Origin of the sequence: Polynucleobacter sp. 86C-FISCH (genome assembly GCF_018882415.1) — a bacterium.
Classification (GTDB): domain Bacteria; phylum Pseudomonadota; class Gammaproteobacteria; order Burkholderiales; family Burkholderiaceae; genus Polynucleobacter.
Genome location: NZ_JACVOL010000001.1, coordinates 351,629 through 376,234 on the forward strand (window position 1 = coordinate 351,629; position 24,606 = coordinate 376,234).

The 24,606-nt window shown below is 44.3% G+C and carries 30 protein-coding genes; 11 read left to right on the forward strand and 19 right to left on the reverse strand.

Annotated elements, in window-relative coordinates; all coding sequences use genetic code 11:
* Nucleotides 1-21 precede the first annotated feature (21 nt).
* From pilP to ICN10_RS01660, 7 genes are all read right to left on the reverse strand, one after another.
* On the reverse strand, nt 22-630 hold the full coding sequence (pilP, locus tag ICN10_RS01630) for a type IV pilus biogenesis protein PilP (protein ID WP_216211769.1): 609 nt from the start codon (nt 628-630) through the stop codon (nt 22-24).
* 20 nt (nt 631-650) lie between these two features.
* On the reverse strand, nt 651-2,390 hold the full coding sequence (locus ICN10_RS01635) for a hypothetical protein (RefSeq protein WP_216211772.1): 1,740 nt from the start codon (nt 2,388-2,390) through the stop codon (nt 651-653).
* The gene (locus ICN10_RS01640; protein WP_216211774.1) at nt 2,387-3,175 is read right to left on the reverse strand and encodes a toxin co-regulated pilus biosynthesis Q family protein; all 789 of its coding nucleotides are present in this window, start codon (nt 3,173-3,175) and stop codon (nt 2,387-2,389) included. Before ICN10_RS01640 ends, ICN10_RS01635 begins: the two co-directional genes overlap by 4 nt.
* Nucleotides 3,172-5,346: a DNA topoisomerase gene (locus ICN10_RS01645; RefSeq protein ID WP_216211778.1), complete on the reverse strand. Its 2,175-nt coding sequence runs from the start codon at nt 5,344-5,346 to the stop codon at nt 3,172-3,174. Before ICN10_RS01645 ends, ICN10_RS01640 begins: the two co-directional genes overlap by 4 nt.
* A gap of 84 nt (nt 5,347-5,430) precedes the next feature.
* Nucleotides 5,431-5,817 carry a single-stranded DNA-binding protein gene (locus ICN10_RS01650; RefSeq protein WP_216211780.1) on the reverse strand — a complete coding sequence of 129 codons (387 nt, stop codon included), beginning with the start codon at nt 5,815-5,817 and terminating at the stop codon, nt 5,431-5,433.
* Nucleotides 5,818-5,874: 57 nt separating this feature from the next.
* Entirely contained in the window at nt 5,875-8,502 is a 2,628-nt protein-coding gene (locus ICN10_RS01655; protein ID WP_255536781.1) for a zincin-like metallopeptidase domain-containing protein, read from the reverse strand.
* Between the two features lie 9 nt (nt 8,503-8,511).
* The gene (locus ICN10_RS01660; protein ID WP_216211786.1) at nt 8,512-8,652 is read right to left on the reverse strand and encodes a hypothetical protein; all 141 of its coding nucleotides are present in this window, start codon (nt 8,650-8,652) and stop codon (nt 8,512-8,514) included.
* Between the two features lie 111 nt (nt 8,653-8,763).
* On the opposite strand from ICN10_RS01660, the gene ICN10_RS01665 reads away from it, so the two are divergent.
* The 3 genes from ICN10_RS01665 (at nt 8,764) to ICN10_RS01675 (ending at nt 10,554) form a co-directional block, all read left to right on the forward strand.
* Nucleotides 8,764-9,282: a lytic transglycosylase domain-containing protein gene (locus tag ICN10_RS01665; RefSeq protein ID WP_216211788.1), complete on the forward strand. Its 519-nt coding sequence runs from the start codon at nt 8,764-8,766 to the stop codon at nt 9,280-9,282.
* 247 nt (nt 9,283-9,529) lie between these two features.
* Nucleotides 9,530-9,841 (forward strand): hypothetical protein, encoded by a 312-nt coding sequence (locus ICN10_RS01670; protein WP_216211790.1) that lies wholly within the window; start codon nt 9,530-9,532, stop codon nt 9,839-9,841.
* Nucleotides 9,838-10,554: a nucleotidyl transferase AbiEii/AbiGii toxin family protein gene (locus ICN10_RS01675; RefSeq protein WP_216211792.1), complete on the forward strand. Its 717-nt coding sequence runs from the start codon at nt 9,838-9,840 to the stop codon at nt 10,552-10,554. Before ICN10_RS01670 ends, ICN10_RS01675 begins: the two co-directional genes overlap by 4 nt.
* 12 nt (nt 10,555-10,566) lie before the next feature.
* Here the strand turns inward: ICN10_RS01675 and ICN10_RS01680 are convergent, their stop codons facing one another.
* The 7 genes from ICN10_RS01680 to ICN10_RS01710 all read right to left on the reverse strand — a co-directional run bounded on the left by ICN10_RS01680 (nt 10,567) and on the right by ICN10_RS01710 (nt 15,365).
* The gene (locus ICN10_RS01680; protein WP_216211793.1) at nt 10,567-11,181 is read right to left on the reverse strand and encodes a DUF6036 family nucleotidyltransferase; all 615 of its coding nucleotides are present in this window, start codon (nt 11,179-11,181) and stop codon (nt 10,567-10,569) included.
* Nucleotides 11,178-11,495, reverse strand: a complete 318-nt coding sequence (locus tag ICN10_RS01685; RefSeq protein ID WP_255536782.1) for a hypothetical protein — start codon at nt 11,493-11,495, stop codon at nt 11,178-11,180. Before ICN10_RS01685 ends, ICN10_RS01680 begins: the two co-directional genes overlap by 4 nt.
* Nucleotides 11,496-11,867: 372 nt before the next feature.
* Complete coding sequence (locus ICN10_RS01690) at nt 11,868-13,109, reverse strand: replication initiation protein (RefSeq protein ID WP_216211795.1); 1,242 nt, start codon at nt 13,107-13,109, stop codon at nt 11,868-11,870.
* Entirely contained in the window at nt 13,109-13,822 is a 714-nt protein-coding gene (locus ICN10_RS01695; protein ID WP_216211797.1) for a hypothetical protein, read from the reverse strand. Before ICN10_RS01695 ends, ICN10_RS01690 begins: the two co-directional genes overlap by 1 nt.
* 179 nt (nt 13,823-14,001) lie before the next feature.
* On the reverse strand, nt 14,002-14,214 hold the full coding sequence (locus ICN10_RS01700; RefSeq protein WP_216211799.1) for a hypothetical protein: 213 nt from the start codon (nt 14,212-14,214) through the stop codon (nt 14,002-14,004).
* Nucleotides 14,215-14,418: 204 nt separating this feature from the next.
* Nucleotides 14,419-14,913 (reverse strand): hypothetical protein, encoded by a 495-nt coding sequence (locus ICN10_RS01705; RefSeq protein WP_216211803.1) that lies wholly within the window; start codon nt 14,911-14,913, stop codon nt 14,419-14,421.
* Nucleotides 14,910-15,365: a Cro/CI family transcriptional regulator gene (locus ICN10_RS01710; RefSeq protein ID WP_216211806.1), complete on the reverse strand. Its 456-nt coding sequence runs from the start codon at nt 15,363-15,365 to the stop codon at nt 14,910-14,912. The genes ICN10_RS01705 and ICN10_RS01710 overlap by 4 nt, the downstream gene beginning before the upstream one ends.
* 62 nt (nt 15,366-15,427) lie before the next feature.
* Between ICN10_RS01710 and ICN10_RS01715 the strand changes: the two genes are divergently transcribed.
* The 5 genes from ICN10_RS01715 (at nt 15,428) to ICN10_RS01735 (ending at nt 19,550) form a co-directional block, all read left to right on the forward strand.
* Entirely contained in the window at nt 15,428-15,835 is a 408-nt protein-coding gene (locus ICN10_RS01715) for a helix-turn-helix domain-containing protein (RefSeq protein ID WP_216861043.1), read from the forward strand.
* Between the two features lie 168 nt (nt 15,836-16,003).
* On the forward strand, nt 16,004-16,270 hold the full coding sequence (locus ICN10_RS01720) for a DUF4224 domain-containing protein (RefSeq protein ID WP_216211809.1): 267 nt from the start codon (nt 16,004-16,006) through the stop codon (nt 16,268-16,270).
* Nucleotides 16,271-16,280: 10 nt separating this feature from the next.
* Nucleotides 16,281-17,390 carry a tyrosine-type recombinase/integrase gene (locus tag ICN10_RS01725; protein WP_216211812.1) on the forward strand — a complete coding sequence of 370 codons (1,110 nt, stop codon included), beginning with the start codon at nt 16,281-16,283 and terminating at the stop codon, nt 17,388-17,390.
* A 6-nt stretch (nt 17,391-17,396) separates the two neighbouring features.
* The gene (locus tag ICN10_RS01730; protein ID WP_216211815.1) at nt 17,397-17,882 is read left to right on the forward strand and encodes a hypothetical protein; all 486 of its coding nucleotides are present in this window, start codon (nt 17,397-17,399) and stop codon (nt 17,880-17,882) included.
* Nucleotides 17,883-18,161: 279 nt separating this feature from the next.
* Complete coding sequence (locus tag ICN10_RS01735) at nt 18,162-19,550, forward strand: tyrosine-type recombinase/integrase (protein WP_216211817.1); 1,389 nt, start codon at nt 18,162-18,164, stop codon at nt 19,548-19,550.
* On the opposite strand, the gene ICN10_RS01740 is transcribed toward ICN10_RS01735, so the two are convergent.
* Nucleotides 19,547-19,720, reverse strand: a complete 174-nt coding sequence (locus tag ICN10_RS01740; RefSeq protein WP_216211820.1) for a hypothetical protein — start codon at nt 19,718-19,720, stop codon at nt 19,547-19,549. The genes ICN10_RS01735 and ICN10_RS01740 overlap by 4 nt on opposite strands.
* A 32-nt stretch (nt 19,721-19,752) precedes the next feature.
* Nucleotides 19,753-20,196: a DUF6641 family protein gene (locus tag ICN10_RS01745; protein ID WP_216211823.1), complete on the reverse strand. Its 444-nt coding sequence runs from the start codon at nt 20,194-20,196 to the stop codon at nt 19,753-19,755.
* Between the two features lie 385 nt (nt 20,197-20,581).
* On the opposite strand from ICN10_RS01745, the gene ICN10_RS01750 reads away from it, so the two are divergent.
* The 3 genes from ICN10_RS01750 to ICN10_RS01760 all read left to right on the forward strand — a co-directional run bounded on the left by ICN10_RS01750 (nt 20,582) and on the right by ICN10_RS01760 (nt 22,511).
* Entirely contained in the window at nt 20,582-21,103 is a 522-nt protein-coding gene (locus tag ICN10_RS01750; RefSeq protein ID WP_216211825.1) for a hypothetical protein, read from the forward strand.
* Between the two features lie 136 nt (nt 21,104-21,239).
* Nucleotides 21,240-21,749 (forward strand): MOSC domain-containing protein, encoded by a 510-nt coding sequence (locus ICN10_RS01755; RefSeq protein WP_255536783.1) that lies wholly within the window; start codon nt 21,240-21,242, stop codon nt 21,747-21,749.
* A 186-nt stretch (nt 21,750-21,935) separates the two neighbouring features.
* The gene (locus tag ICN10_RS01760) at nt 21,936-22,511 is read left to right on the forward strand and encodes a site-specific integrase (RefSeq protein ID WP_216211829.1); all 576 of its coding nucleotides are present in this window, start codon (nt 21,936-21,938) and stop codon (nt 22,509-22,511) included.
* Here the strand turns inward: ICN10_RS01760 and ICN10_RS01765 are convergent.
* The 3 genes from ICN10_RS01765 to ICN10_RS01775 form a co-directional block, all read right to left on the reverse strand.
* The gene (locus ICN10_RS01765) at nt 22,508-23,317 is read right to left on the reverse strand and encodes a hypothetical protein (RefSeq protein WP_216211834.1); all 810 of its coding nucleotides are present in this window, start codon (nt 23,315-23,317) and stop codon (nt 22,508-22,510) included. The two genes, ICN10_RS01760 and ICN10_RS01765, sit on opposite strands and share 4 nt — an antisense overlap.
* A gap of 98 nt (nt 23,318-23,415) precedes the next feature.
* Nucleotides 23,416-23,805, reverse strand: a complete 390-nt coding sequence (locus tag ICN10_RS01770; RefSeq protein ID WP_216211837.1) for a 4-oxalocrotonate tautomerase family protein — start codon at nt 23,803-23,805, stop codon at nt 23,416-23,418.
* Between the two features lie 47 nt (nt 23,806-23,852).
* Nucleotides 23,853-24,266 carry a MarR family winged helix-turn-helix transcriptional regulator gene (locus ICN10_RS01775; protein ID WP_216211839.1) on the reverse strand — a complete coding sequence of 138 codons (414 nt, stop codon included), beginning with the start codon at nt 24,264-24,266 and terminating at the stop codon, nt 23,853-23,855.
* Nucleotides 24,267-24,606: the final 340 nt, after the last annotated feature.

Consider the following 24,606-nt stretch of genomic DNA (forward strand, 5'->3'; position numbering starts at 1 on the left):
GATCTTGGCTAAAGAAGTGAATTAAGGGGTGATTAAGTAATCCGCGTTAGTGCCGCTGGTAATCAGCGGTAATGAGCGCCTGGTCTTACCAGAACCAAATTGCACCGCGTTGGGAGTAATGTCGGTAATTAGTCCAAACCCAGGAACACTGGTTCCAGTTGATGCTGTAAGAGCTTGACCATTTGCGAGAAGGATGTTGGCGCGATAACTACCCTCTGCACCAGCAATCATTACCACTCGAGGGGCAGGCGAAGTATTACTACCAACACCCTCCGAGGTTGCATTAACCCCTTTTGGAGCTGCAGGTCCAGCATTGCCGCCTTGCGCAATTAATTTATTCTTTAGTTCGGCATTCTTTAATTGTTCAGCTAGCATCACATTTTCTGATCGTAATTTTTCCAAATCCCCAAATGACGGACCCGCCCATGCCGTTGTTGGAGTGGCGCTTGTGGGTAATGTTTCCGAATTAGGGGCTGTTGCTGACGCGGGAATTTTGACGCCGCTTTCGTGAACAGCATTTGCGGTCACTAAATTTCCGAAAGTCTGCGCTTGGGTTGAGCTAGCCGACAATGTAAAGTTGAAAAGCAATACTAATGAGGCGGCAATCCTCATATAATTTTTCTGATTCATAATTTCTTTCTCAAACATTTTCACAACACTTTGGCTGTAACAACAATAGCCATAATTTGTCTACCGGAAGTTGCATCAAACCCGCCACCCAGAAGATAGAAAAAGGGGGATAAAATCCCAGCGTTTTGATTCGTGCCGGTTTCTTTCGTGAGGCTGGTCAGAAGCAAAGCATCGCCTGGCGTTAGAGTTACGGTATTTTGGAAAGTGCTGGTATCAATGTCGGGCGTTTGAATGGAGGCCTGAGATGATCCCGACCCACTGGTCACTGTCTTTAGGGAGACCAAGGCACTATTTGTCATAGTCATGGCCAGCACGATCTTGCCATTGATAATGCGTGGCACAAACATGGCTGTAAATCCAACAGTAAATGTCCCAGGGGTAAGTGATGTTGTAGTGCCGACGTTTGCTGAGGTCGTAGAGTTAGAGGAAGCAAGGTAGCTCTGCTGGCGGGCCAACTGAACTGGTGTTGGTTGGCCATTCATCGCAATCGCTTGCTGATGAAGTTTTTCGGACACCTTGCCTATGGTTGAAAGTGCGTTGAATGCCGCTGTTGAGCCTGCGTAATTCGAAGAGTTGATTACAGAAGCGCCAATATTGAAAGGTGTAATACCCCCAATGACTGCTGGGGTTTGAACACCGGTAACATTAAAACCCAGATTACCAGTGGATTTAAAAATCACACTAGGATTCCAGCTATAGTTCTCTTCGTTATTTACAGCAACCGTATAAATGTTGACATCAATCTGAACCTGCTGCGATAACTGATCAGACAACGTTTTTACCCATGTTTCCATATGTCGCACTTCTGCAGGGGACCCGGTAACCGTAATAGAACCTGCTGCTGCATTGACTGCTACTTCAGCGCCTTTACCGACCACCTTGGCTGTTGTTTCAATATCTTTCCAAAGATCTACGTCATAACGTGAAGTGCTGTCAGCGCCGGAAGAGCTGTTTGCACCACCCGAGGCGGCGGCACCACCAGAACCCGATGAGCCAGAAACTGAGGATGAGGTGGTTGTAATGGTGGAGCTACCCTTGAAGGTACGAGCGATGGTTGGGAGGTAAAAGGTTTTTGATTCACTCCGAAAAAATAGTGCTTTGCCATCGGCAAACTTCCACCACACTCCAGTTTTTTGCGCGAGCTGATCTAATAGACCGTTTAAGGTACCCTCATAGTTAAGGGTCATTGGAATCTGAAGTGGCAACCGTGTTAGCGGTGTAGTTGTTGGCGCCTGAAAGTTCGCACCAAGCGAAGTGCTCGGTGTTATTGGGCCGCCAAGTGGGGCTGGTAGGCCGGAGCCGTTCATGGCATTGGGTGCAATTGCAGCCGGGGTAGGTGGTGGGGAAAGGGTATTCGACGCCCCTGATATACCTGCACCACTCATGGTTGCCTGAGTTGCTGTATTAACCTGGAGACCTGTTAAGTCAACCGCGATGTTAAATTCTTCGCTGATCCAATGCGCCACATCAGGCAAAAGAACTGAACGCGAAGGCTTGTACACCACCTTCTTTTTTAAGAGTGGCGATAATTGCTCCGCAACACTAATCTTCTCTCCAGCTAAATACGCCCCTGAATTTTTAAGTACTACAGGTCGTGCAGGATCGGTATTTCCATACTTTGCCAGCTGCTCCTCATAAGCAGCTTGTCGCTGATTATTCTTTGCTCCAATAAAACCTGAACAGGCGGAAACCAAGAAGCAGGCCGTCAAAAGCAAAGCCCACAAACCTCTTCTTTTTGTTTTTGTGTTGAAATTTTTCATTGCGGTGTGACTCCAGGGCCGGTGATAACCAAAGTTTTATTGGCGTTATAAAAATTGGCGTGAATGAGAACCCCATTGGTTGAGAGGGTTTCAATTACTTTTGCTGCTGCTACGTCAAAATTTCCAGAAAATTCGGAATTGGCGGGAATTACCCAGTCTTTATCAAACTGCCAAACTAATGACCAATCCGAATCCTTGGCCCACTTAGTTAACTCTGAGCGAATGGTTTCACCTTTTTTGAGCTGCCAATACCGAGTTGGGGGCTCTATTGCTATTGCCGGTATATTTTTTTGTGGTTCTTTTGATTCAGTAAGGCCAATGTCTAGCTCTCCCCCTGAGGAAACGGTTACTTTTTCTGTGATTGAGTAAGACCCGCGCGGTCCAGCAATAGTGGTAACAATCTGCTCAGAACCAAGGGCTGCCCTCTTAACTACTAAACTGTTGTCCGTCAAGTACCACTCAAGTTGCAGCGGATGAAAAATATCATCGAGTGCTTGGCCGATCGTACCGTTGACAACTTTCCAAGTGACTACCTTGCTCATGCTCAGATTGCTATTCAAGTAAATTGCAGACACCGTTGGCAACAATTTTTCTAGTGCCAAGCCCACCGGCAACTTGCCAGAGCCGCTGTATGGAGCCGTATCCAGTGTCGCAGCTGGCATCGATTTGTTGCTAATACTTTTTACAGCTGGGGTAGCAGCGGACACCTGTGAATGCAATAAGCTGATAACTGCCACTGGTGCAAAAATAAAAGGCGCTAACGACCGCAAAGATTTAATACTCATTGATTTGCAACTCCTTCGCGTAGTGGCCACTTTGAGCCAAGTTCTTTTGAATTTTTATACCCTGGCCACCAAGAAATCCCACAAGACATACAGCGGAAATAGGTCTTGTCAGCCCTCGTTTTTAGTGATGCAGTGGGTTTATTGCATTGATCACAATTGGGCCCTTTTAGATTTGCTTTGGAGCTGGAAGAGCTACTTTTTGGCAAATCCTCAAACTGCTTACCGGGTTTTCCAGAATCATCTGCAAATCTAGCGCAGCATTCAGCGCAAGCATGGTATGTGCCTCCTGATTTGCTGGTTCGCAAGATGCACTTAGCGCCATGGCAAGCGGGGCAAACATTAAAAGTCAACGTGGCCAAATCAATAAAATTTGCATTGAGCAGCGCACTGCACAAGAGGCGCGCTGTATCTTTTACTGAACTCAAAAATGCATCTAATGTAAGTCGGCCCATTGCAATATCAGCCAATGCATCTTCTTGCAATGCAGTTGTCGCGGCTTGCGCAAAAGTTGCCGTGCCAACATCTTTTCTCAGCCACGAAATTAACTGCGTGCCTTTTAGTGTTGCAATTAAATTTTTGCCCTTACGCTCTACGTAACCCTTGCTAATCAGCGCCTCCAACATTGCTGCTCTAGTGGCCTCTGTTCCAAGACCAGAGGTCTCCTTAAGGCGCTCTTTTAGCTTTGGATCATCAATATATTTATGGACGGATTTCATTGCCGCAATTAGGGTGCCATCCGTGTAATGTTTTAAAGGTGCCGTCTCTTTGCTAAGTACCTCAGCTTTATTACAAAGGAGCGCCCGGCCCTTCTCGAGGTCTGGTAACTGGGAAAAGCTCGTGGAGTCGCCATCCTCTTGCTGCTCGTCTGATTCACTTCCTGACCACCCTGCAACCAAAACTGTACGAGACTTAGCTAAGAAAACTTTTGACGGGTCGTTGTCCAAAGTAAATTTTGCTTGACGCACCTCAAAAGATTCTGGCTCCATAAAAAGCTGGGCAAACGACTTTTTAATGAGTTCAAAAACTTTAATGGTGTTTGAATCTAAGTTAGCCCCCTTTGTGACCACCCCAGTAGGAATAATTCCGTGGTGCGCTTCTACTTTTGAAGTATTCCAAGCAACATGCTGGCGCTTTGGATCAATCCCTTCTCCAATTAACCCTAAATCTGTCAATATCTGATTCGCTTTAGAAAACATCTCAAGCGGTAAGTAAGCGCAATCAGTTCTCGGATAAGTGGTTAATTTCGCCTCGTAGAGTGTTTGTGCTGCTGCGAGTGTTTGTGCTGCCGAAAGACCTAGCAATCTGCTAGTAGCTGCCTGTAAAGTCCCCAAAGTAAAAGGCATTGGGGCAGAACGAGTTCCGGGCTTACAAGCAAACTCCGATACCACTAAAGTTGCACCAACCAATTCCAAACACAACTGTTGTGCGATTTCTTCTTTTAATAGAAGGCCTTGCTCATTTAAAAATTCCTCAGGTATTGACCACCGAGCGACAATGCCATCAAGTGTTATTTCCAATAAATAATGGTTTTGTTTTGTGAAATTCTTAATTGCAGCATCACGATCAGTAATTAAAGCGAGTGTTGGTGTTTGCACCCTGCCTACGCTCCACGCACCCTGCTCACCCATTGCCTGAAGATTACGAGAGAGCGCAATTGAGGCATTTAAAGAAATTAGCCAATCAGCGCGTTGGCGTGCAAGAGCGGAATCGTAGATGCGACTGTAATCGCTGTTGGACTTAATTTTGGCCAAGGCCAACTTGACGCTCTCAGCATCAAGACTGGAAAGCCAAAGCCTCGAGGTTTTACCATTCCAACCCAAAACTGGAAATAGCTCATCAACCAGTAATTGGCCCTCTCGATCCGCATCACCCGCATTTACGACCTCATTAGCCTCCTTCAAGAGGCTTTTAATGACCTTAACTTGATCAGCGGCTTTTGGTCTTGGTGACAACTTAAAAACATCAGGGATTACTGGGAGATGGTTTGGCAACACTTTGCCGCCTTCTACGTAATACTCTGGCTGCGCTTGCTCAAGTAGGTGCCCATAACACCAGGTAACTTTAGTATCTACAGACGGAAGATCATAGAAGCCTGAACCTTTTTTACCACCACCCAAAGCATCAGCAATGGCAGCGGCGACAGAGGGTTTTTCGGCAATAAAGAGACGCATATAGGTATGTTCCAAAAGTGGTTCTACCTATAATGCGCAGGGCGTTCACCCCCTATTTAGAAATTCTTGAACGCCCAGGCAAGCTCATAACTCTTGTTTAGGTTTCATTTGAATTTGCTCTATGCGATTCAACGCAAGATTGACGTAGTTAGCGTCGATATGCGCTTGATGTTTATGTTCTCCAGACTCTTTATCAACCCAAGTCTGGATTGTTAATTCCCCTTGCGCATTTACTCGCATACCCTTGCCAAGCAAGTGCATGACTTCACCGCCAAGTCGCTCATTCCAAATGGTGATGTTAACTGGCATTGACTTTTCCTCGTCTTGAGAAAATCCGTCGGCTGCGTCTTTTTTGTAAACATCAGACCAAATTCGAATTTGGGTAATGGTTTTATTCTCACCCTTGACCTGAATAACCTTTTGTTCTGGGTCGGCCAATAAATTACCTTTTACTTCCGCATTAATAGTCATTCGACACTCCTTCTGATTGAAATTAACATTCACCGCCCTATATAGAGCGGTGTACCACTACCTTTGTAGATCTTTTGATAAAGATTTAGATGTAGGTTTGACCATTCCAATGACACGACCGCCAACATCATGCTGGTATTTGATGGAGAGGTCTCTACCTACGATCGGCAATCGATCCAGCCTTTTGATTGCATGAACTACCACCTCATTTCCCGGGGCAGCTTGGGCAACATGTAGGCTTGTCAGCCCCAAAACCTTGCCACAAAATTCATTGGTTCCTAGTTGCAATTGCGCATCGGCGTTCAAAGCGGTCGCCTTCTCGCCTAGCAGCGACTTTCCCAGAGATATAGCTGCCTTACGGCTTTGCTCCTCACCTGAGACAATGCCTTTTTCAATTTGGTCCCTAACGAGGCTAATTTCAGTTGTGGCCTTTACAAAATCAGCGCCACTAGCAAGATCATTAAAGTCACTGCCCTTCATCCCATCAGGGAACTGCGGGACAATCAGACCAACGCCATACTTTTCTGAAACTCTTGTGGCAGTTTCCACGCCTACGTTGACTGATTTATCACGATCATTATCTGCAGCAATAAAAATCGGAGTTGTTGGAAAGCGCTCTTTTAGCGCTGCAACTACTGGCTCCATATTGCCAGCATCAAACGTGGCGACCACATTTTGATTTGTATGTAGCGCAATGGTTGCTGCCGTAGCAAACCCTTCAGCAACAATAATTGGCTTTGATGGATTTGATTTGTCGCTGTCAGAATTGAAAAAATACATTGTTCCCTTCTTTTGACCGCCAGCTTCAAAACGCTTTTCACCCTCCGGTGAAATGCTTTGGATAGACCATAGCTTGCCGTCAATGTCTCGCATCGGGATAAGTAGATTGCCGGCCGCATCAACATGAACTCCGTAGGCAAAGACAGTGCCTTTTTTTTCCAAATAGGGGTGCTCTCTATCTTCAAAGATAGGCTTTGCCGCATAGTATTTTTCATGGCACTTGGTTGCTACCGCCTCATGTTGTTCGGCTAGTTCAACCTCTCTTTGTTGCTTGGCGATCTGCATTTGTGCGCGCAACTGCTCCTTCTGGTCCGCAGAAAGCTCTTCACCTCCAATGGTCCAATTTTCTTTTAGGCCGGTAGCGTGGTTTTGTATGAAGCCTGCAGGCTTTCCATCTAGGTGTCCAACATAGGCACCATCTCTATTGCCAGCGCCCTTACCCTCAATTGGTACACGGTGAAACTTGCCATCCATAATGGGCTGGCCTTCCAGCACGAGCCCTGCTGCGCGAACTGCAGCTCCAAATTCCTCATGAGGATCACGATTTGCATCACGAGCAGCCTTAGAAATTGCCCGCTCAACTTCTTTATGATTTGGCAACCATTTTTTCAGCGGTTCAAGAGGTGCATTTTTCGGCGCATACCAAAATTGGGTCTCTGGATTCCACTTAGCCCCCGCAGCCTTCGCCAGCTCTTTTTGAGCAAAGGGTACAACTAAAACAGTATCCTCAATGGCCGCCTGCAATTCCGTGGCAATTTCTACATTGCGGCTCCGTTCAAATACACCAGGATTCATAGCTCTTTTAGCGCGAGGGTCGTTATGCCCCTTTGACCAATTTAGATGGTCCTCTGAACCTCGTTCATAAGGATTTTCGGCGTATTTAAGGCCACCTGCGGCTGCAATACCTCCTTCGACGAAAGGACTCTTTTTGACAGAAATAGGCTGTTCATTTGATAGGCCTTGCTCATGAGCGATACCGCGCTCTTGCTCTAGCCCCATTACATACTCAGTAATCTTTTCTGCTGCAGCTGCAGCTTTAAAGATTTCATTCTTATCCTGTCTTAGGACCTCAACCCATGAGGCAACATATGAAGCATGATGGCCTGGATCATGAGGAATACCTAAGCGATCAGCCAAAAAATAACTAGCCAATTCTGCGCGAAGCTCCTCTTTTGCATAACTAACACTGCCGTAAGCGCCCGATAAATCTCGGTCTAACCTGCTGCTATGACCTGTCCAATGCCCAAGCTCATGCAACGCGGTACCGTAGTACGCCTGGCTGCTTGCAAATTGATCTTTGCCTGGCATATGAATTGAATCGGTACGGGGACGATAAAAGGCTCTGTCCGCTTGCTCATGGGTAATTTGTGCGCCGGAGGCATTAAGAATTTGTTCAGCGCGCTCCTCTGGAGCCCACTCATAAGTCCGGTCACTTTTGACTAGCTCTGGAACCCCAGTCATTTGTTCAGCATTAAATACAACTGCCGTAAAAACTCTTGGGCGAGCCAAGGTTACGTTGATTGTTTCTGGCTTTCCATCAGGCCCCAAAATAGGTGCGCCAGTCGCATCAAGCTTTGGTTGCTGCTCTGCATGCTTCCAATATTCGATTTGAGAGCCACGTTCACCCTTATTTACCTGGTAACCAGCGGCGGCAGCCTGCTTGTAAGTCATCCACCTTGTGTCTGAACGACCCTCCAACGAGAGCGCTAAATTATTAATGCCGCGGTACGGCTTACCCGTAACCGGGTTTTGGGGCATTAAATCAACCCGCGCATCCCATGGTTTTTGCCATGGGGCGACTCCCGCCTCAAGTTGCTCGATGAGTTTGCTAGTTAATCGCGCGCGAAAGTCTTGCTTTGTGTTTTCGGCGGTTTCATTTGGAGTAATTGCTTGTTCCTTAGCCATATTCATCCCTTAATTTGTAGTAATTAAATCGGCATCTTCTTGGCCAACTGAAGCCAAGGCATCCTCATCATCAATAGCGTCTTCAGTGAATGCATACGTCAAAAAGTCCTCTGATAAATCGGAGGACTGTTTCTCTAAACCATTGGCCATAAAGGCTCCTTTAAAGATTGGGGGAGTAGCCCACCTAGGGCTTATTGATAATGCGCAGGGCGTTCACCCCTGAACATGGCGGGCATTAGAGGTATGGCACCAATTGACTTAATGCAAACTTGCGCACCAAATATCTCCCCAACCACCCTTGCTGCCATCGTTAGACACGAAAGCGGCTGGAATCCTCATGCGCTGCATAACAACACCTTAAAAAGCTCTGTAAAGGCTTCAAGCAAAGAAGAGGCAGTGGCGATTGCCACCAAAATGATCAAGGCCGGACAGTCGGTAGACATGGGATTAGGGCAGATCAATAGTCAGCATCTGGCGAGGTACAAACTCTCAGTTGAACAAGTCTTAGAGCCCTGTACAAATTTAAAAATCGCTCAAGACATATTGCTTGATGGCTGGAAAGTCTCCGGGGGTAATTTGATAGGGACCCTATCTGCTTACAACACGGGGAAAACGAATAGCGCCATAGGGTTGAGGTACGCCAATGCGGTAATTGCTAAAGCTACTGGAAACAATAATTACAAGGGAGTTCCGGGGCAAGCTTATGCAGCAACAAGCCCCCTGACGAGCGTACTTACGCCAAAGGGTTTTAGTTTAATTTCAAAGGTAAAAGATGATTGATTGGGGGTTTGAATGGTTGGGGTCAGTTTTGGGAATTATTGGGGCGTTCTTAGTGGCCATCAATGGTAAGTACGCCAGCTATGGGTGGGTCAGCTTCTTATTGGCGAATATAGTAATGATTGGGTTTGCCATAGAAAGTGGCTTGTATGGAATACTCTGCCAACAGGTAGTTTTTATGGGAACAAGTGTGCTGGGGTTGTGGCGATCAAGTGGTGCCAAATAGGCATAAAACCTTTAAAATATAGGGATGCAAGCCATAAACCAAAACCTTAAAACACAAGCCGTTCAAGCGATGGCCAAGAAATATATTTGGTGGCAAACCCCAATTGAAGCAGCCACTTGGCCAGAAAGAGTGATCGCCCAAGTAATGAATATTGGTGATTTTGATGATGCCAAATACCTCATAGAAAGTGTGGGCGGAGAGGCTTTAATTAAGACCCTGAAAAACGCACAAGCAGGTTGGTTTAATGAGCGCTCTTGGTATTACTGGCACTATCGTCTCCAATTGTGCAAACTCGGAGAAGTTCCATCGCTCCCCGTTCGAAGGTTTGGCGCATGAAGTTCTCTCCGAAAAAAGAAACACTGCCACAGCCACAACAAGACTTGTGGCCAGAGCTTTCTAAAACGCCAAAATTAGGATATGTTCTTTACGGCGGTACCGCCATAGCATTGCAACTGGGCCATCGAATCTCAATTGATTTTGATTTCTTTTCTAGTGATCCGTTAGATATAAAAGCCCTCTACCAAGAACTCCCTTTTCTCAAAGATTCTCATGTTATCCAACAGGAATCAAACGCCGTAAGTCTTTTAGTACCAGGACAACAGAAAGAAGATCAAGAGGTAAAGGTTTCATTCTTTGGCAACTTAAAAATGGGGCGAGTTGATACGCCCCTCGTTACTGATGATGGAGTAATGCAAGTGGCCTCATTAAATGACTTAATGGCCACGAAATTAAAGGTGATCTTACAAAGAGCGGAGTACAAAGATTACTTTGACATCGCCGCCATGATCAAAGCTGGTGTAAGCCTTGAAAATGGTTTGGGAGCTGCGCGCAGTATGTTTGGAAATGCAATGCAACCCAGTGAAAGCCTTAAGGCGCTTACATACTTTAATGATGGTGACTTGCACAAGTTAAGCTTAGAGGATAAGAATTGTCTATCCAATGCAGCGCAGGCAGTTAGTAGCATACCGACTATTTCACTAAGGAGCGAGCGCTTAATAAGCGCTCCCTCTCCAGTTGCGCGAAAAAAGGATTTAGGATTAGAGCGTTAAATCTGACCTATATTAAATCCCAAAATCCACACCCTTCTTCGGTGCTCTATAGATCTTAGGTTCAGCCTGCCTGGCGATGCTTACGGCGCTGTCAATGTTTTGACGCACCTCTTTCAAATTGCCGATATAACCACCAACAGCTTCATTGGCGCGCTTTTCAATTGCTATAGCATTGGTGCACCCAGATCGGACCAAATCAGCAATATCCTGCTTATCGTTATCGGATAAACGAGAGATCTTGCTCACTGCCAAATCCACCGGTGCCAGTAAATTAACCTTAATAAATTCAAGGCCAGTGTCTAGCGGTACCGAGTCCTTCAAATAATCTTCATGCATCAATGCAAAAGTCGAATTGTAGTTGGTGTCAAAAAATAAGGTTTGCACACCCTGCTCACCCATGTCTACTTCTACCGCTAAATCCTGCGGAATGAGAATGCGAGAGCTAAATTCAGCATCAACATCGTAGGTTGATCTGGAAGCAGTATAAAAATGCGCTGCTACACCACCTGCAACAAATACCCCCAGCGGCTTAGAGAGCTCTAGACGAGTCTCCAACTCATGCAATAGTGCAATGACGCCTTGAGCAAGCGGAGTATCAGTATGTAAGGTAATAGGCTTATTACTCATGCATGAGCCCCAAACTTAAATTTACTAGAAAGCATGTCGCGCAAACGAGGCAGACTAGCTACCCAGCGATTGCGCACGACTTGAGCACTTTGAACCAACTCACCTGGATGACTATCAAAATAAACTGCCGCCACCTGAGCTAATTTTGTAGCATGAGTCGGATAGGTCGATTGCAAAACTAAACTTGCCACCCTAAATACATTAGCCTCTATACCATCGGCAGCCTTATCCAAGCGTCCAAGCGAAACAGCCACACACTTATTTAAGAGGTGGTCTTCCTGGTCTCTTGGGGAGGTATTAGCTAATGCATTCATAGTGCAATCCTACATTAATAAGAACATAAAGATCAAAAAAAGTAGTCCAATTTAGCCAATTAAAGAGGTCAAGTAAATCAACGTCTTACAAGCTTAATGGGCGAAAAGAAAAAAATGCGCAAAAACTCGCCAATTAACCACATTAGTTAATCACGTTCGCCCTGGACAACTTTGTTGCCCACACCCATAAAGGGTGATGGACAATCGGCAAGCCGATACCAAAGTATGCCCACCGCTCATCGGCACCTGACGCGCGTGCCGTGGATAACATAAAGCCGTTACCCACCGCCCTGCTTGCCTTACCAACTTATACACAAACCTTGCAAATCCTCAAATCTGTCAACCGAGCAATCTTGCAAAAATACCCTCTTGTCAATCAACTGGTGCCGCTCCTTGGAACACAGGTGGAACATTTGGAACGTTTTTCAAGCGCTCCTCCTCCCCGGCCTCCTCGGTTTGTTTCTTTTGCAAAGAGCCAGTTACCTGATGTACACCATATTTAACTACATTAGCAATTGCGTTGAGCGTTCTTTTTGAATGCAAAATGGCAATCGTTGCCGGCTGCAAAGCATCTGAAATAGTGGTTTTGTAGTTGGCAATCGTTTGTCTGGCCAACTTAGAAAAGCGGCTAATGGCTGCCTGAGTCACTGCCACCCCTTCGCGCTGTAAATGGCGTACTGTTGCCCTGATCTTGGCCTCGGTAGCCTTACGCCTTTGCTCATGCGTGCGAAGCGCTGACAGTCGTTTACGCTCTTCTAATGGCAGCGCAGGGTCTAAGCGCATAACACCGCGATGGCATCGACCACTGCCGGTATAGCGCTCCCACGTCCACCTAGCTACCGACTTAACCGTAGCCTTTAAGGAAGACTGTGAAAGGTTCTGACAAAAACCAAGGCCATAAAAACTATTCTTGTTATGAGCAAAGGCCTCTAACATTTTTGCAAAGCCTTCAAAAGTACCCTGATCTTGCTCGTGTTTCACAATGCTGTACGCATAGTGCCGAAGCCACTCAAACATGATGCAATGGCGTGAATGCGAGACCAAATCAATGTTGGGATTTTTCGCCCAGGGAGAAATAAGTGGGAGATCTACATAATCAGCCAATTGGCTTAATTCATATTCGTGGCCATGCAACTCCGTTGTTGCCCACCAAGGATGACCAGGAGTCTTCGCTACTGGCCCACTATGAAAATCAATATCAGCCTTTAGCTTTGTGGCCATGGCTGAATAAATTGCTTTCATGTAGTCAATCGGTTTAGTCCTAGCCTCAATTGATGTGCAAACCGGCTTGATTGCGTAATACAGGTGAGCACCTTTTGATTTGCGGTTTTGCACGATCAGATTGGGGGCCGGAAGGCCTGCATCTTCCCAGATAGAAGGGTTGGCGTGATCAAGATCAAAGATCAACCAACTGACCATATCCCGGCGATTAATTTGCATGTATGGAAAGCGCACTGCAAGATGCCTGGGGCGGGTAAGCGTAGCCGTTTTGTTATCTGAAACTCTGGGATAAAACGGCGCTTCGTTTAATACACGAGAAAGCGCAGAACCAGAATCAAAAAAGCGTTCATTACCAGGCAGATGAGCATCAGCCAATGCCGAGTATTTACTCATCAGAGCTCTACTTCACCAATCTTGATTAACTGATCTTCGCTTGGGAAAATCCATCGGCCCCGATAGCAAAGATCGGTTTCGTAACCAAGCCACCACTTATGTGGTGCGTCAAAGCCCTGAACAATTTGAATGTTGGAAAGAAGTGTTACTACAAACCCATTTAATTCGGGTATGGGTTTAAATTTGCGTAACTTGCAAACATCGCCTCGTTTAAATCTAGGGAAAAAGGTTTGGGTTGGTGCTGCTAATAATTTAGCTTTAGCTGCCATTGCGCGTCGCCTTTCAGTTCGTTTAACGAACCGCCCTATCGCTGTCAAACGATGGTGGGCGGTATCTGGACGGGTTGACAGACCAGAGGCGACCCTGGCGAGATACCTTGCGGCATCTCCCCGCCCAGACCGCCCATTGAAGGGAAATCTTGGCGCAAAAAAAGCCGCAAGGTTGTTACCTGACAGCTTCACGCTGTCGCCTACTGGACTGTCAAATCCGCCTGCTGTTGTTTCAGCATTGGTGTCAGTATAACGAACTTTTATATTGTGTAAAGGGGCGGTCAAGCCTTGACTCGAAAATTCGATTACGCCTGCCATGCCTAACTCCTTAGGATGCGTCTCAAACACATCCGCCTTTTCAAAAGGGGTGGATGCGGCCGTGCGAGGCTGCACACCAAACAAGAGGTTTGGCGGGGACTTCTCCCCCTCGCACGGCGCACCCATAGAGGTTTGCTATGACTTGGACAAAAATTGCCCAGATTTTTAGATGTGCAGCATCGTCATGCAGGGCGACAGAGGGGTGATAAGTCCCTTCTTCGGAAGCGATCCTAGTCGCCCGCATATCCTTAATGCGCAAGACGTTCACCCCAACGCTGAAAACTGCCTCAATAAATCGAAAATGCCTATTCATCAAGATCTACACCCATTGGCAAGATGTGCCATGACCTTCTGACATACGAAGATTGACCATCTTTTGAATCAATATTTTTGGCGCTGGCAGATAACGCCCACGAATGGGCATCCATTGCGCTCAAAATCGCATCACATGTCGATGGAAAAACCCCTGTGAAGGTCTGTTTTTGATTTAACCCTGTTACGGTGACTTGAACTTTCATGCCAAGCCCCCTTCCACGGCTAAATTAGGGTTTATTACGCTCGTTGAAGTAGCCATAGTTTCCTTTTGTGCAAAAAAAATTTGCAAAGAGAAACTACGAGCTGTAGAATTTCTATTAACCAGTCCAAGGTTATTTGCTTTTCTTTAGCTCGCAGTACCAAAACCCGCCCATGCGGGTTTTGTTCTTTTGCAAAGTGGTAATAATTCATTTCAAGCCCTTAAGGCCTTGAAATTTCTTTGAGATGCGCTTAAAAACAGTGGTTTTACCAATGCCGGTAAATTCACTTATCGCCGCATACGAAGCGCCTGAAAACCACAGCATTTCTTCTAATGTCATCGCTGCAGTGAATTGCGTTGAATCAGGAAGGTAGTGCCCTGTTTTTAATTTTTCATCTTCCAAAAGTTTTTCCAGGGGGTTTGAACCTTCATCCTCCATGATTTCCATTAAATGGTCTGTTGCTTCATTAGCCTCCTGATGCGCATGAAAATGCTCATGGTCTGCTAGCCCCCACAAACAGCCCATGATGTATTGCTTTGGAGTGCCTTTTTGTTCGTTATAAGTGCTTTGACCAGTAGCCATTGACCAGCACAGCAGTCTGGCCTCCTGGCGCACATCATCAATATCCATTCGGGCTTTACGTGCCACCCTGGCCAAATCGGTTTGGGTTAGTAATTTATAAAGTTCGGAGTATTGCTTCATGCGGAAGTGCCCGAAGGATGAGCTCGCAACTTAAGACACATCACCTCACTGATCAGGATATTAAAAGGCGTTGTATTGAAAACTTGGGTTCGTAAATCAGGGGGTAATAACAAGAACGCATAAATGGCATGATCGTCCTCAAAACGACCGCAATTTTTAAGCAGCGGATGCATTGACTTAAGATCGTCTGGCAAGTCGTCCAAACAAACAATTCGCGTTTGACGTGGTAAGTCCGGCCAATACTCCAGCCAATCATTCGGCCTTAGGTCTTGGCGTGTGATGGCACCACCGGTAATTTGCTCAATTTTGGCGCAATACTTGGGGGGCACCATGCCTGTTCTTGCCTTCCAATTGGCAATAGTGCTTGGAACAACTTTTAGCTTGCTGGCCAACGCCCCCGCATTGCCGACGTATTCGATTGCTTTATTTAAAGGATCCATAAATGTGATCATATATCACATTCGTGATTGTTAGCAACACCTTTGTGATAGTTATTTGATTAAAAATCACAACTGTGAATACTATCGGCTCCCGTATCGCACAAAGGCGCAATGAACTCGGTCTCTCTCAAAAGGAGCTCGCGACAGCTGCTGGCCTTAAATCCAGCGGGGCAATTGGTAACTATGAATCAATGCAGCGTGGCGCTCCTAGGAATCTTTTAAAGCTTGCTAAGGCACTACAAGTACAAGCTGAGTGGCTTGAGACTGGTAAGGGTCTAAAAGAATTGCAAAAGGAACGCACCACCGCCTCTGGTCTTGAGCCAATTGACCTAGAGCTGTTAATGCAGTTTCACAAAATTACTCACGACAGCACCAAATACAAAATAATTGGTTATGTTGAAGCAATAGCTGAAAAACAAAAAAATATGTCAGATCATCGACTTCACGCAAATACCAAAAAAGCAGCGCTCAACAAAGGCTAAGGCCGCTCAGTCTGCAGAAATTATTTTGTTCAGACCACGCTCAAGTTAATAATCAATCAGCCGCTTTACAAGTAGGTAAATTAGAACAATTCGTTTCAATTATTTAATATCACGATTGTGAATTAGATTCACAATCGTGATATATTTCATTACCGAGAAAGTAATGAGATGACAAGTGCATACCTACACCAAGAAGAAATAGATGAGATGTGTGAACCCCTGAGGAATGGGGCTGCGCAAATTCGTTACCTGCGCGCGCAAGGCTTTACCGTTCTCGTAAAGCCAAGCGGCAAACCGTTAATGCTGCGCGCGCATAGGGATGAGGTTTTGCGGGGCATTAATACAGCCACCCTACAAAAAGATTCTATGAGCGAAGTCTGCAGTGCCAACACCACCAATCGAGAGGCTTTAATTTTGGCCTTTAGAAAGGCATAAAATGGGGGCCATGGGACGCAAAAGGAAAAATGACAACGGCTTAGAACCCCGTGTTTATCAAAAGCATGGGCAGTTTTACTATGCGCATAGGGATGGCAAGTGGGAAGCTCTTGGCAAAGATAAAGAAATTGCCAACCGCAAAGGCCGCCACTATAACGATCCGGAAAACTTATTTGGGACTCTCGTTTATTGGCTAGATCAATTTCTAATTGACTGTGAAGCGCGAGCTACTTCAAAAAAACTAGCGGCCAGGACAGTGCTTGATTACAGAAATGCCATCGTTGGCACAGAAAAAAAGCCCGGCGCTTTACGCCTATTTTTCGCACCACCTCTTGCTCCACAAGATTTAACGCCGCAGATGGTGCAAGATTTTTTAGAGGTTAATGAACAACTAGGACGTGGCCAACGTGGCAACAAAGAGAAAGCTGCCCTCTCTTCATGCATATCTTGGCTAATTCGCACCGGCAAGGTACCGGGTCTTCTCATCAACCCTTGTATGCGTGCCAGCGGCGTTAAGAAAAATCCTGGCACAGCACGCGATAGATATGTTACTCATGCTGAATATTCAGAGGTGTTTGCATTAGCAGCGCCAAATGTAAAGCTATTAATGCAGTTAACCTATAGGACCTTGCAGCGGCCTGAAAGTGACATCATTTTATGGGAACGGTCCAATTTAGTAAGCGATGGAACTGAACTGCAGTTCATACAAAATAAGACCGGCAAGAAAATGAAGATCGCTCTAGACGACGATCTTATTGAGCTACTTAAAATCAAGCAATCAAGAAAAGTGGTGTATTTGAAAGAGCCTCTAATTCAAAAGGGCGATGGAACTGCTTACACTTATTCTGGTCTCACGAGCATGCTTTTACGCTACATCAAAAAAGCCAATGAGGCTCGGGCGGCGCAAGGCATTCCCCCAATGCTGTCGTTTGGATTTCGCGATCTAAAAGGCAAAGGCGCTACTGATATGTGGCTTGATGGCACCCCCATCGAAACCATTCAACACCTCTGCGGCCACTCAAACAAATCCACTACAGAGATCTATGTGAAGCAGCGCTGGAAAGAAGCTGTTGATACAAACAAAGTCAAAATCTCAAATGGAGTTTCTAAAGAGACTTAAACTACCATGTCTTTAAAACAGTTTTGCAGATTACATTTCCTAGAATTTTTTATTTGCGGCGTAGTTGGCGCCTATTTACGCTACTCACGACTTGATCACAAGATCGATTACTTTGGGGTACTAAATTATGGAATTTCTGAAGACGCCATTTGCAACATCGAACACTTGTTAGCCGGAATCGGGCTTAGTGCAATTTCAGTAGTGTTCATGCTAGTGTTCTACGTTTTATATCTTGGCCTTATAAGACTAGCTCAAGCAGGCAACATAATCCCATTGCTTGGTATGCTCGGAATGCTCTCCTGCATTGTTGGTGCAGTTTTCTGGGAGTTCCCAATCACGCCACATACCAATCTGGGCAATCAAATTGTCTATGATGTATCCGGAGTGGTCATCCACTGTTTAATCTGGATGCGGAGCTACAAAAATGGTGGCGCCATAACAACCCAAGAATTGAAAAATTACGTGTCTTCAAAAATGTCTAATATCCAGTAGTTTGAGAGCAAAAAACCCCTTTCAGAAGGGGTTTTAAAGAAGTTTTTCCGGGAAATATATTAGACAATTACTACAAGACAATTCAATGCCTATATGGCCCTGCGGTCCATTCGGTCACCGCCCTTTTAATCCGTTGGTCGCGAGTTCGAATCTCGCCCGACCCACCATAGCATAAGGCGAAGCGCACGAAAGTGCGCTTTTTCTTTTACTACACACCGCTTACACACCTATTGCCCATTTTTGCTCGCCCCTGTAAGCTAAAGGCTTAGCGAGCGATAAATGACCACGCAGAAGCCCACCACACATACCCTCATCCCAAGACAGCTGGTCGTTTACAAGCGCGACCGTAGTGCTATTTGGCAATGTAGATTTAATGTAGATGGTCGCTGGCAAAGGACAAGCACAGGCGAGCGTGACTTAGAGACAGCAAAGGCAAAGGCACACGACATCTTAGTAGAAGCCAATGTACGCAAGAAACTAAACACGGCACCAATCACAAGACGCTTTAAGGATATTGCGAACGCCGTCGTACGCAAACTTAAGGATGAGATGAAGATAGGCAAAGCAAAGCCTATCTACAAAGACTACATAACAGCAATAGATACCTACTTAATTCCAGTACTGGGCAAGTACGCTGTAAACAACATTACATACGAAGCGTTGGAAGAGTTAGATAGAAGACGAACTAAGCGTATGGGCAAAGCGCCCACCCGTAGCACGCAACTAACTCACAATGCCGCACTCAAGCTGATATTTGACGAAGCTGTTTACAAAGGCTTTATGGTTGAATTGAATAGACCAAAGCTGATAGCTAAAGGCAAGGCAAGTGAGAGGCGTATCGAGTTTGGCTTAGATGAAACTCGCGCACTCAAGAGCAACTTTGACGGATGGATAGAAGCTGGCAAGGCTGATAGCAAGGATTTAAGGCAGTTGCTTAAGGACTATGTAATGGTCCTGCTAGACACAGGCGCACGCCCTGGCAAGGAGCTATTGGACTTGCGCTGGACACAAATAGAAATCAAAAAATATCCAATAGTCAAAAAGACTGGCGTCATTGAACCGCCAAGCGAATTCAGCGATACAGGCGAAGAAATCACAATCCTTAACTTAAATAGGACTGCTGTCATCAATATCCAAGCTGGCAAAACTGGCTCACGCTTAGCGATAGGAAGACTACCAACAGTTAAAGCATTAGAAGACATAGCACAGCGCAACTATGGCAAAACATTAAGTAAGCTACTAAAGGAGCAATGTAAGGACTACATATTCACTTACAAGGAGTTCGTAAGTAAGAGACAACATAAACCAAGTCGCAAAGCTAAGTTAGTCCGCCCTACCAGCTTCTCTAAACTATTTGACACTTACCTTAAAGAGCACAATCTACAAACTGACCCTGTAAGCAACAAGAAACGGGTGCTGTACAGCCTACGCCATACCTATGCCACCCTTGCGCTTACTAATGACAATGTTCCTATCCATACCTTAGCCAAGCAGATGGGTACAAGCACAACGATGATTGAAAAACACTACAGCCATCTTGACTCCGTTAAGGCTGTCCATCAACTGCGAGGAGACGAAAGCAGGCAGCTAATAGATATGGAGCTGGATAAGGAAGTCAAAAAACGCTACAGCTACAAGCAACCTACAAAGAAAAAGAAAGCAGACTAAGACTGGAGAGCTTTACTGAGCTGTTGTTGTCCTTGTGTAATCTTTTCTCTTGCTTTAGTAGCCTTAATTGTTTTATTTAGATTATCTTTTTGCCGCTTTAAGGCATCTAAACGAGCTTTTTCAGGGGGTACGGGGGGTATGTTTTTTACCTCAACCTCTTTTATCAACATACCCCTTCTCTTTCCGCGCTTTAATTTTTTAACTATTTTCCAAAAGCAGCCTTGGTAGCTTCGCTTACCTCTGTAATAGCATCGTCTAATTCGCCATTTAATACAGCTACCTTAATTGACTTAAGCGTATTTATTAGCTCGTCACCTGTAGCAAGCTCAATAGCATTTGCGCCCTTTTTATTTAATGGAAGTGTTTTAGCGCCGTACTTAATTGCTAAATTGATTTTGCCAGAGTCATTTATCCAAAACCACTCTTTTACTCGCTTAGCGACTTCTACAGTCTTTCTTTCACCTGTCTGCTTGTTGGCAAATGTTTTGAGTTTTTTTGGTGCGTAAGTATTGCCAGCCTTTTGCGCTTCGCATAATTCAATTTGCTCGTGTAGTCTTTTTACCAATTTATTGCGACGCTGAACAACTGGCGATACGGTAGTGTATTTTTTACTGACAACCAACTTTAGACTGTTTAGTGCGCTCATTTAATTCTCCTTTAATGTAATAAGCACACTTAAGTTATTGTCTATTTCGCGGTCTGGACAACCTTTATTTGCCTATGGAGCTCTAAGTAAACCTATTTTTATCGCACATACAAAATTAAATATTAGGTATTGGTAGGTGCCAATTACTTCAAAACCCTCTTCTCTCGTCACTGCGCATAGTGTTCCTGTCAAAGCGCCGTCAAAAAGCACTCAAAAACACACTACAAACACTCAAATATGGGTATCGCATAGCAACACAGCAACTCAGCAAAAAACAGCTTATTTTGCTTAATATTTAGGCGCTTGTAAGTACCTGATTTTATTAAATAAATCTAATAAATTCGCATAAATTTGCTGCTTTATTAGATATTACATAAATACAGGTATGAAATTAGCTCAAATCCGTCAAAAAACAGCATTTAATCCAAATGCCCTACCTACTCAAAAAGTAGCTACACGCGATTGGTTGCGCAGCATACACAAAAACTATCCAGTAGCACTAACGCTTACGCTTAAACAAGTAATAGAGGTCAAAAGTAATAAAGGCTCTTATTACAAAAAGATTGATAAAGAGGAGTGTAGGCAAATTGCTAAACGATTTACACAAAAATTAAATCAACAAATATTTGGAAATAGCGCAAAGCGATACGGAAAAGGATTGAAGTACTTAATCGTAGTTGAGGGTGAGCGTAGCTGTAAGAACTTACATTTACATATGGCAATTGGTGAGATACCTAGTCACATTAAATGGAATGAGATTAAGGGATTGGTGGATAACGCTAAGACTAAGGTAGTAGGTATTGATAAGGAAAGCGAAGTAAGCATTGCTGACAGTGGATGGATGGACTATTTAACTAAGGAGTTAGGTAGAGCAGACACGGATAATGTTTTATGGGATTTAGCGTAATACAGCATTACTGACTTAAGTTGTCTATTGCTGAAACTAATTGAAGCTGTGTGAAGCTTTAATTGGCGAAGCTTTATCTTCTCAAACATAACTTAAAGTAATAAAATGAATACTTACAAGGTTACTTACACAGCAAATGAACTCGAAACCAAATATCCAAAATATTTTTGTATGCCCAAAGGCGGCAATACCAATGACAAAAAAGTTAAAGGTCAAGGTCATTGCCAACGAAGGAATTGATGGCGATAGATACTCTTCTTATGTAGGCACTTTCTCAAATACAAATAAAGGGAAGGTTCGAGACATAACTTTAATTACAAGGATGGGTATTGATACAGCAAACCATTTTTTAAGCGCGAAGAATTTACAAAGCTTTTTAGATGAAGAAACGAGAAGAAATATCGTTATTAGCGAAATAGCCCCTGAAGAGCTGAATAATTTAGTTGGTCAAACATTTTATCTAGGGAGCATAAGGCTTAGGGGAACAGAGCTTTGTGACCCCTGTAGTCACCCCTCAAAACTTACAGGTAAAGATGAGTTTAAGAGTGCTTTTACTGGAAGAGGTGGAATAAGAGCCCAAGTGCTAGATACGGGTGAAATTAGCGTGGGTGATTTCTTATCCATAATTAGTCCAATTCCATATTAATTAGACTAAATACCAATACATAAGCTTTCGTATGAATCCTTATGGATGCTGGCTTAGAGGGTGTAACCAGCTGAAATCATTAAGGAAAATCATTTGCCGCATAAAGACGAAAAAACGGTAGGAATTTTAGACATAAGAAAACACAATTTAGACATAGCAAAACTTTATTTAGATGGGAAATACGCTATGGCTAAACAAGCAAAAACACTAAACGAACAAGAACTGCGCAAGGTATTAGATTACATATCTACACGAAAGCACGCCGCACGCAATAGAGCTTTACTAATGACTACTTTTTTGTCTGGTATGCGTGTTGGCGAAGTCGCCTCGCTAAGGTTTAATGATGTAGTAGACAGCGAAGGCATTGTACGCAACGAAATACGGCTAACGCCAGCGATGACTAAAGGTCAATTTGCGCGAGTTGTATTTGTAAATGAGAGATTGCGTAAGGAGCTTGACAAGTACATACGCTTCTACTGCCCTGTAGATAAGACTATGAAGTTTTTTTACAGCCAAAAAAAGGATAGCGATGGCTTTAATGCCAATACACTAACTCAACACTTCCACTTCCTTTACAAGCGTGCTGGCATTGATGGCGCGAGTTCGCATTCAGGTCGTCGTAGCTTTATTACCAACCTTGCCAGCAAAGGTGTTAGCGTGCGAGTACTAATGAGCTTAGCTGGACATCGCAGCATTAGCACTACGCAGGCTTACATAGACATCAATGACAATATGTTGCGAAGTGCTGTAGAGCTTGCTTAAACAGCATTAGCCTTCTCTTCATCAGCCTTACGCACCTGTTGAATTAAGTGCTTTAGATTAGGGTTAGGCACAATTGATGGCGAAGCTCTAAACATAACAGCTAAATCCAACACCCTTCGCCTCCACCAATCAGTTCTACTCGCCTCATACCAAGTTTTGTAATCTAATTCGTCACGCATTGGAGGGATTTTGTATTTGCTTAAAGCCGTTTGATTAGTAATCAGTCCTTTTGCGAGCAACTCAAAGTATCCAGCATAGTGATGGTGAGGACGAGACTGTAGACCATAAGACTTAGCAATGCTGTTATTCATATTGAAAGTTTGTAGATTTGGCGCCAAAAAGAAAAGGATGCGTGACGCCAAGCTCAGCCTGTTGTCTTTTGGATTCACCACGAACCCTTTGCTTAAGGCTTCCAAGCATTTAACAGCATCCTTGTAAGAGCTTACTCGTGTTGGATTCTTTTGCGCCTTTAGGAATATTGGATAAACATCAGAGTAAATCGCATTGATTCCTTTGCGAAAATCCATCCCAGCAATACCTCTAAACAGCATCTTTATTCCACAAGCCAATATTAGGTCTCGCACATCAGCCAAAAAAATATCTGGATTAGGCTTCTTTTTTGTTTGATGATATTCATAGAAGTAAGGGGCAAATCTACTCATTAAATTAGCGTCACTTATCTTCTGTATTGCGCCAGTCTCATAATTTATTCCATACCAAATTGCTACAGCACAAAGATTTGCTACATCCAACTCTCTCTTTGTAAATTTAGGTATGGGAGCGCGAGATAATTTAGGTGCTGGCATTGCTGATTTCCTAGAATCAAATATGTTAGGCAATACTCTAATAGACACATCGCGGTGTCAATCAGTTATTTGCCTAACACCAATATCAACTACTAATCTCAATGGTGATAGCGATATTCCTGCGTCTTACCGCCATATCCATAAGCAGCAGCTCTTACATCTGCTACATAGACATAACTCTCCTCGTGTAAGTCGCCCAGTATTCTCGCAAATCCCTCAAATGCCTCTTTTATGTACTGCGCCTTCTCATCCTTTGTATTTGTCTCATCAGTCACCTTAATATCAAAGTAGAAGCTATTTTTGTTTTGCTCGCTTAGGAGTCTACCCCCTACCATCCAGCTATCCCTATCCACATAATCAATAGCAATAGCAGTAACCTCCCTCTTCTTCTTTAATATCCGTGTCGTAATATCCAATAGCAAATCTGTTATTTGCTTTGTCATCTCCGCGCTCTTAGTGCCGCTTACCTTTACATTTAATATTGGCATTTTGCTCTCCTTATTAGTACGCAATACAACTATTTGGTTAAAAAAAACTACAGTGACTCGCTTACTGCCTTTACCTCTCCAACTACCTTCTCAAATACATCATTGCCAAGTACTTTACGCATACGCTTAGTGACTGCCGCACTCGCATCATTTATCCCATCCTTAACCTTTACTGCTTTAGGCGTAGGATGATATTCAGTCTCTCGTCCATCTTTAAGGGATGTCACTCTCTTAATGTAGCCAAGCTTAAGCAAGCCCTCTAATGTCCGTGTCGCAGTAGAGCGAGTGATATTCATCTCATTAGCCAACTCACTCTGTAAAGACGCTGGCTTTTGTAAGATAACTCGCAACATAAATGCCTGCGGTGGCGTTAGCTCAAAGGGCTTAAATGCTGTACTCCATTCGCGCTCTAACTTACGAGCTAACGAAGTGGTATTGAAATAAAGGCATTGCTCAAACATGTAGATAGTGTAATACATATTAGTACGCAATACAACTATTATTAAAGAGTAGTATCAAAATAACTAATAAAACAAGACTTTAACTACACACTTTGATACACACATTTATTTTAGTATTGATTTAACAAGGATTTATTAGTGTATTTTTTCTTTTAATCCGTTGGTCGCGAGTTCGAATCTCGCCCGACCCACCAGTTATACAAAAGCCACCTTCGGGTGGCTTTTTCTTTTGCTGAAATCAATGTGGTGACTGTTAGGAGCAATGCGGAACTGAATGGACGTTTCGAGTGGGGATGGTCTACGCTGGGTGACCGTGAGCATCTCAATACGTGACAGTTTA

Bases quoted from the DNA above. Each gene is read 5' to 3' on its own strand.
- ICN10_RS01700 (WP_216211799.1), bottom strand. From the start codon at position 14,214: ATGAAAGTTCAAGTCACCGTAACAGGGTTAAATCAAAAACAGACCTTC.
- ICN10_RS01685 (WP_255536782.1), bottom strand. From the start codon at position 11,495: ATGAATGCATTAGCTAATACCTCCCCAAGAGACCAGGAAGACCACCTC.
- ICN10_RS01755 (WP_255536783.1), top strand. From the start codon at position 21,240: ATGAACTCGAAACCAAATATCCAAAATATTTTTGTATGCCCAAAGGCG.
- ICN10_RS01705 (WP_216211803.1), bottom strand. From the start codon at position 14,913: ATGAAGCAATACTCCGAACTTTATAAATTACTAACCCAAACCGATTTG.
- ICN10_RS01775 (WP_216211839.1), bottom strand. From the start codon at position 24,266: ATGTTTGAGCAATGCCTTTATTTCAATACCACTTCGTTAGCTCGTAAG.
- ICN10_RS01650 (WP_216211780.1), bottom strand. From the start codon at position 5,817: ATGACTATTAATGCGGAAGTAAAAGGTAATTTATTGGCCGACCCAGAA.
- ICN10_RS01645 (WP_216211778.1), bottom strand. From the start codon at position 5,346: ATGCGTCTCTTTATTGCCGAAAAACCCTCTGTCGCCGCTGCCATTGCT.
- ICN10_RS01745 (WP_216211823.1), bottom strand. From the start codon at position 20,196: ATGAGCGCACTAAACAGTCTAAAGTTGGTTGTCAGTAAAAAATACACT.
- ICN10_RS01655 (WP_255536781.1), bottom strand. From the start codon at position 8,502: ATGGCTAAGGAACAAGCAATTACTCCAAATGAAACCGCCGAAAACACA.
- pilP (WP_216211769.1), bottom strand. From the start codon at position 630: ATGAATCAGAAAAATTATATGAGGATTGCCGCCTCATTAGTATTGCTT.
- ICN10_RS01690 (WP_216211795.1), bottom strand. From the start codon at position 13,109: ATGAGTAAATACTCGGCATTGGCTGATGCTCATCTGCCTGGTAATGAA.
- ICN10_RS01720 (WP_216211809.1), top strand. From the start codon at position 16,004: ATGACAAGTGCATACCTACACCAAGAAGAAATAGATGAGATGTGTGAA.
- ICN10_RS01670 (WP_216211790.1), top strand. From the start codon at position 9,530: ATGCAAGCCATAAACCAAAACCTTAAAACACAAGCCGTTCAAGCGATG.
- ICN10_RS01695 (WP_216211797.1), bottom strand. From the start codon at position 13,822: ATGGGTGCGCCGTGCGAGGGGGAGAAGTCCCCGCCAAACCTCTTGTTT.
- ICN10_RS01770 (WP_216211837.1), bottom strand. From the start codon at position 23,805: ATGCCAATATTAAATGTAAAGGTAAGCGGCACTAAGAGCGCGGAGATG.
- ICN10_RS01635 (WP_216211772.1), bottom strand. From the start codon at position 2,390: ATGAAAAATTTCAACACAAAAACAAAAAGAAGAGGTTTGTGGGCTTTG.
- ICN10_RS01665 (WP_216211788.1), top strand. From the start codon at position 8,764: ATGCAAACTTGCGCACCAAATATCTCCCCAACCACCCTTGCTGCCATC.
- ICN10_RS01675 (WP_216211792.1), top strand. From the start codon at position 9,838: ATGAAGTTCTCTCCGAAAAAAGAAACACTGCCACAGCCACAACAAGAC.
- ICN10_RS01725 (WP_216211812.1), top strand. From the start codon at position 16,281: ATGGGACGCAAAAGGAAAAATGACAACGGCTTAGAACCCCGTGTTTAT.
- ICN10_RS01735 (WP_216211817.1), top strand. From the start codon at position 18,162: ATGACCACGCAGAAGCCCACCACACATACCCTCATCCCAAGACAGCTG.
- ICN10_RS01660 (WP_216211786.1), bottom strand. From the start codon at position 8,652: ATGGCCAATGGTTTAGAGAAACAGTCCTCCGATTTATCAGAGGACTTT.
- ICN10_RS01680 (WP_216211793.1), bottom strand. From the start codon at position 11,181: ATGAGTAATAAGCCTATTACCTTACATACTGATACTCCGCTTGCTCAA.
- ICN10_RS01740 (WP_216211820.1), bottom strand. From the start codon at position 19,720: ATGTTGATAAAAGAGGTTGAGGTAAAAAACATACCCCCCGTACCCCCT.
- ICN10_RS01750 (WP_216211825.1), top strand. From the start codon at position 20,582: ATGAAATTAGCTCAAATCCGTCAAAAAACAGCATTTAATCCAAATGCC.
- ICN10_RS01730 (WP_216211815.1), top strand. From the start codon at position 17,397: ATGTCTTTAAAACAGTTTTGCAGATTACATTTCCTAGAATTTTTTATT.
- ICN10_RS01640 (WP_216211774.1), bottom strand. From the start codon at position 3,175: ATGAGTATTAAATCTTTGCGGTCGTTAGCGCCTTTTATTTTTGCACCA.
- ICN10_RS01760 (WP_216211829.1), top strand. From the start codon at position 21,936: ATGGCTAAACAAGCAAAAACACTAAACGAACAAGAACTGCGCAAGGTA.
- ICN10_RS01710 (WP_216211806.1), bottom strand. From the start codon at position 15,365: ATGATCACATTTATGGATCCTTTAAATAAAGCAATCGAATACGTCGGC.
- ICN10_RS01765 (WP_216211834.1), bottom strand. From the start codon at position 23,317: ATGCCAGCACCTAAATTATCTCGCGCTCCCATACCTAAATTTACAAAG.